Source organism: Mesorhizobium sp. P5_C1 (assembly GCF_054049815.1).
The window spans coordinates 1-4,627 of record NZ_JBFULQ010000437.1 but is presented as its reverse complement, the minus strand read 5'-3'; the positions used below and the strand labels follow the sequence as shown (position 1 = coordinate 4,627).

General features: G+C 60.2%; 4 protein-coding genes, 1 tRNA gene and 1 pseudogene. 4 read left to right on the top strand and 2 right to left on the bottom strand.

Features of this window, described 5'->3' with window-relative positions; all coding sequences use genetic code 11:
* From ACXJ7R_RS25225 to ACXJ7R_RS25210, 4 genes are all read left to right on the top strand, one after another.
* Nucleotides 1-345, top strand: a 345-nt coding sequence (locus tag ACXJ7R_RS25225) for a GtrA family protein (RefSeq protein ID WP_457154198.1), incomplete at its 5' end; no start/stop codon positions are given.
* A gap of 35 nt (nt 346-380) precedes the next feature.
* On the top strand, nt 381-1,862 hold the full coding sequence (locus ACXJ7R_RS25220) for a hypothetical protein (protein ID WP_457154197.1): 1,482 nt from the start codon (nt 381-383) through the stop codon (nt 1,860-1,862).
* 212 nt (nt 1,863-2,074) lie between these two features.
* Nucleotides 2,075-3,964, top strand: coding sequence for an acyltransferase family protein (locus ACXJ7R_RS25215; protein WP_457154196.1), 1,890 nt, complete (start codon nt 2,075-2,077; stop codon nt 3,962-3,964).
* A 93-nt stretch (nt 3,965-4,057) separates the two neighbouring features.
* A tRNA-Gly gene (locus ACXJ7R_RS25210) sits at nt 4,058-4,131 on the top strand.
* Here the strand turns inward: ACXJ7R_RS25210 and ACXJ7R_RS25205 are convergent.
* Entirely contained in the window at nt 4,120-4,371 is a 252-nt protein-coding gene (locus ACXJ7R_RS25205) for a hypothetical protein (RefSeq protein WP_457154195.1), read from the bottom strand. The two genes, ACXJ7R_RS25210 and ACXJ7R_RS25205, sit on opposite strands and share 12 nt — an antisense overlap.
* 110 nt (nt 4,372-4,481) lie before the next feature.
* Nucleotides 4,482-4,627 (bottom strand): annotated as a pseudogene (locus ACXJ7R_RS25200) (LysR family transcriptional regulator); the annotation flags it as partial.

The following is a 4,627-nucleotide window of genomic DNA, read 5'->3' as shown; positions in this document are numbered from 1 at the left end:
GCCACGGGCTTTGGCGCCGGCCTTGTCCTCGGCTTCTTCCTCAACCGCCAATGGACCTTCACCAGCGCCGATGGCTTCCGGTCAGGAACCCTTTTGCGATATGGGGGCGTCTTCCTGGTCGCCTACAGCATCAATCTGGCAGTCGTGATCGCCGCCCGGTCAGCAGGCATCACAGAAAGCCCCCTGGTTCACCTCGCGGGAATCTGCGTCTATTCGGTTGTTTTCTACCTCGGTTCGGCTCACTTCGTGTTTGTCGGGCGCGGAGGTCGCGAAGACGATGAAGCCGACCGGAACCTTCCGATGGCCGGTGGGTCTCGGCGGATGCCGACCAGTCGAAATCCTTGAACCAACTGTCATCGGAAGCGATTAGAGGCGGCGCCATGAACAACGCTCAGGCCAGTGCGGGCGCGGCAACGTACGATCAGCGTATCCAACTGATATTCTGCCTGTTCACCGCCTGTATCATGGCGGCGGTGCTGGCCGCCTTTGCCCCTTCCATCCTGCAGGATCCCGACAGTTGGTGGCAAGTAAAGGTAGGACTGGATCTCCTGGCAAGCCGGACATTTCCGACAGTCGACCCTTATTCCTACACGTTTGCCGGCCAGCCATGGATCGCCAAGGAATGGCTGGGGCAGGTCCTTTTGGCTCTTGCCTACCGGGCGGGAGGCTGGAACGGCGTGGTCACGCTGATCATCGCCATGATTTCCCTGACGGTTTTCCTGATGGGGTGGTTTCTCAGCAGATGGCTGAAGCCGATCCTGTCGATTGCGCTGGCCTTCATTGCAATGGCCCTGATCACCCCGATCTTTACGGGGCGTCCACATATCTTCACTTTCCCGATCATCGTCGTCTGGACGGCGATGCTCTTTCGTGCGGCATGGGAAGAACGGGCGCCACCCTGGTGGCTGCTTGTGCTGGTTGTGTTGTGGGCGAACCTGCACGCCACCTTTACCTTGAGCTTCGTCATAGCAGCTTTCGCCGGTCTCGATCTGCTGACGCGTACAGGTCTCACAAAACCGGCCCTCGTGGCGAAATGGATCGCATTTGGTCTGCTTTGTCCGCTGGTCAGCCTGATCCACCCCTATGGCGTCCAGGCCATCCTGGCGACCTTCGCCGTGGCCTATGGCAACGAGGCGGTGTCGCTGATCGCGGAATGGCGACCGTTCAATGCGCAGGATCTCGTTGTCCAGGAAGTTGCGATGCTGGTGGGGCTGTTCGGGCTGCTGGTGTCACGGTTGCGAATTGGCTGGGCCAAGGCGTTGTTCATCGTCTTCACCTTGCATGCCTTTCTCGCCCATCTGCGTTTCATGTATCTGTTCTTCCTCCTGGTTCCGGTGGTGATCGCGATGGAGGTCGCACAGCAATATCCCTCGCTTTCGGCTACCGCATGGCTGGCTGAAAAGCGCGACGGACTGGAACAATTCTTCGCCAGGCGGTTTTACGCGATCTGCGGCGCGGCAGCTGTTTTGGTCATCGGCGCGGTCGCCATGTTCGGCAGCGTCTACCAGGTCGCGCCGAGCCCGAAGACGTCGGCCAGTGGGGCGCTGGCATTCGCCGAAAGCCATCATCTGTCCGGCAACGTGCTGAATTCCTACAATTTCGGCGGCACGCTGATCTTCCACGGGATCAAGACCTATATCGACGGTCGGACGGACCAGCTGTTCCTCGGTGGTTTCACAAAAGCCGATGACGAGACGGGACACAGCAACGGCAAGCCCCTTCTCGAAGCCCAACTGAAGAAATACGCGATAGGCTGGGCGCTGATTGCAGCCGACGACAGTCGCATTCCCTTCTTCGACCAACTGGGCTGGAAGCGGGCCTATTCGGACGATCATGCGGTGATCTACCTGCCCGGCGCCTGATCCCGCCGCGCCGGCGCGGATCGGCCTCGCCGGCATTCGAACTGGCACATGCCTTGACACTTATGTTGCGGTGCAGCAAAGTTGCACCGCAGAGGATAGGCATGTGAGAGCGACGAGCCGGAATTTTTTGCACGAGCGGGACATCGCCGCATGAGCGGCGTCTTGAACTCGCAGAACCAAAGCTTCCGGCCGCGGCGCGCGAGCCTGTCCGGATGAACTACAGGCGCGACATCGATGGCCTTCGGGCCGTGGCGGTGCTGCCCGTCCTGCTCTTCCACTTCGGCGTCTCCGCCATTCCCGGCGGCTTCACCGGCGTCGACATCTTCTTCGTCATATCGGGATACCTGATCAGCGGCAGCCTGCTCGACGATCTCGAGCGCGGCGAGTTTTCGATCGGTCGCTTCTATTGGCGCCGCGCACGGCGGATCCTGCCGGCGCTGACCTTCGTCATCCTGCTCGCCAGCATTGCCGCCTGGTTCATCCTGCTGCCGTCGGATCTGCACGAATTCAGCTTGAGCGTGATCGCCGCCTCGACCTTCTGGTCGAACATCTATTTCTGGAAGACGACGAACTATTTCTCCATCGACGCCGAACTGCGGCCACTGCTTCACACATGGTCGCTTTCGGTCGAAGAGCAGTATTATATCTTCGCACCGATCCTGCTCTATTTGATCTACCGATATGTCTCGAAGCGCTGGCTGACGGTACTGCTGCCGATCGCCATCGGCAGCTTTGCCGTAGCGGTCATGGCAACCTCGCTGGYGCCGACAGCCGGCTTCTACCTTTTGCCGACGCGCTTCTGGGAACTGGCGCTTGGCGCCATGCTGATGCTGAAGAAGCCGCCGGCGCTTGCCAGCCGGTTGGYGATGGAACTTATCGGCCTCGCCGGCTTTGCCCTGATCGCCTTCGGCTTTCTAACGATTTCGGAGAGCGACCCGTTTCCGGGCTACAATGCCTTGTTCCCCTGCATCGGAACCGCCCTGCTCATCTATGCGGGCCACGATCACCCCGGCGCCGACAGGCCGGCACCTCTTGCGACCCGCGTCCTTCGGTTCGCGCCGCTGGTCTGGGTTGGCCTCATTTCCTATTCGCTCTACCTCGTTCACTGGCCGATAAATTCGTTCGTCCACTATCTCTCGCTGAAGGCCATCGGCGTGCCGACGGTCATCGCGATGATGGTAGCCAGTTTCGCCCTGGCGACATTTTCCTGGAAATATGTCGAGCAGCCGTTTCGCCGGAAACGGGCGTTCACCGCCCCATTGCCGATCTTCGCCTTTTCGGGGGCGGCGATCGTCCTGCTCTGTGTCGGCGGCTTGGCCGGCGCGCTCGGCGGTGGTTTTCCGCAACGGTTCCCGGACTTCTCGACCGAGCCGATCCGGGTCGGCGACTGGCGCAACGGCGTCTGCTTCAACGAAGGGGCCCGCATCGACACCTGGAACCTCGCCGACTGCACCCGCACCCAAGGCTTTGCCACCAACGTGCTTTTGTGGGGCGATTCCTTCGCCGCCCACTATGTTTCGGGACTCGACGCCAACGCCCAGAAAATCCAGGCCAATGTCATCCAGTACACCTATGCCGGCTGCCCGCCCGACCTCACCTATTTTTCCTATGCCCGGCCAAGCTGTACGCTTTTCAACGAACGAGCCTTGTCGATTATCCGCGACGCTAACATCCGGGCGGTGATCCTGAGCGGCCGATGGACCGACTACCAGGTCAGGGGCTTCGATGGCCTGCAAAAAACGATCGATCGGCTTCGCGACATGGGCGTCAAGGTCTATGTCATCGGCCAGTCGCCCGAATTCATCGCCGACGTCCAGAAAATCGCTTTCTTCGCAAGGCGGGAGCATGCCGGGAACACGTCCTGGCCGACTGCCATGGATCCGGGGATCAACAAGCGGGTGCTGCCGTTCGCCAAAGGGGCGACATTCATAGATCCGCTGGCATATCTGTGCGATGCGGCCGGCTGTTCGTACGCAGATGCCGACAGCAAGCAATTTCTCTATTTCGATTATGGTCATTTCTCTTCCGCCGGCGCGACGTTAGCCATCTCGAAGTACTGGCCAAGCTTTGCCGCCGGCAACAAGCTCGCCAGGGCAAGATAGCAATCGCAGGTCGATATGCATCGCCGCAGCCTGCGGTGTAAAAGCCGCTTTGCGATTGCCCGAAGGCCAACCCGCATGGTAACGAGGGATCGCGCGGGTATGATGTAATGGTAGCTTGTCAGCTTCCCAAGCTGAACGCGAGGGTTCGATTCCCTCTACCCGCTCCAGCCAATGGCGCCAGCAACAATTTCAGCGCCCGCCTGTTCGTCGAACACAACCGAGCAGCCTCGTGCAAGCGCAACCGTTGCAAGCGCGTTTGCCACTACGTCATCCGATGAGACGAAATCGCCGGTCAGTACCCGCAATTCTTCCACGCCTTCAGCCATCGACACGAAATTCCCGACCGATCGTTCGTGCTTGCAGGCCTCGACCACGCAAAGCAGGTCGATCATTTCGAAGCTGCGCATGTTCGGTCTCCTGAAGAAATCGTCCGTTGCAGGAATATCAACGCATCGGCAGGAAATAATGTTCCCGCCTTGCTGTTCGCCAGCCCCGAACCCGAAGCCTGGCTGAGCCGTCATCCCACCTCTCGCAGGATGAAGTCGTGCAGCATCTTGGCGGCCGGCGACAGCACACGGTTCTTCACCGTGATCAGGCTGTAGGGTCTGACCTCGATGTCGAATTCGGTCTGGACGACGTCGATGGCGCCGGCCAGCCCATCGG

Coding starts and splice junctions, on each gene's coding strand:
- ACXJ7R_RS25220 (WP_457154197.1), top strand. CDS start 381: ATGAACAACGCTCAGGCCAGTGCGGGCGCGGCAACGTACGATCAGCGT.
- ACXJ7R_RS25205 (WP_457154195.1), bottom strand. CDS start 4,371: ATGCGCAGCTTCGAAATGATCGACCTGCTTTGCGTGGTCGAGGCCTGC.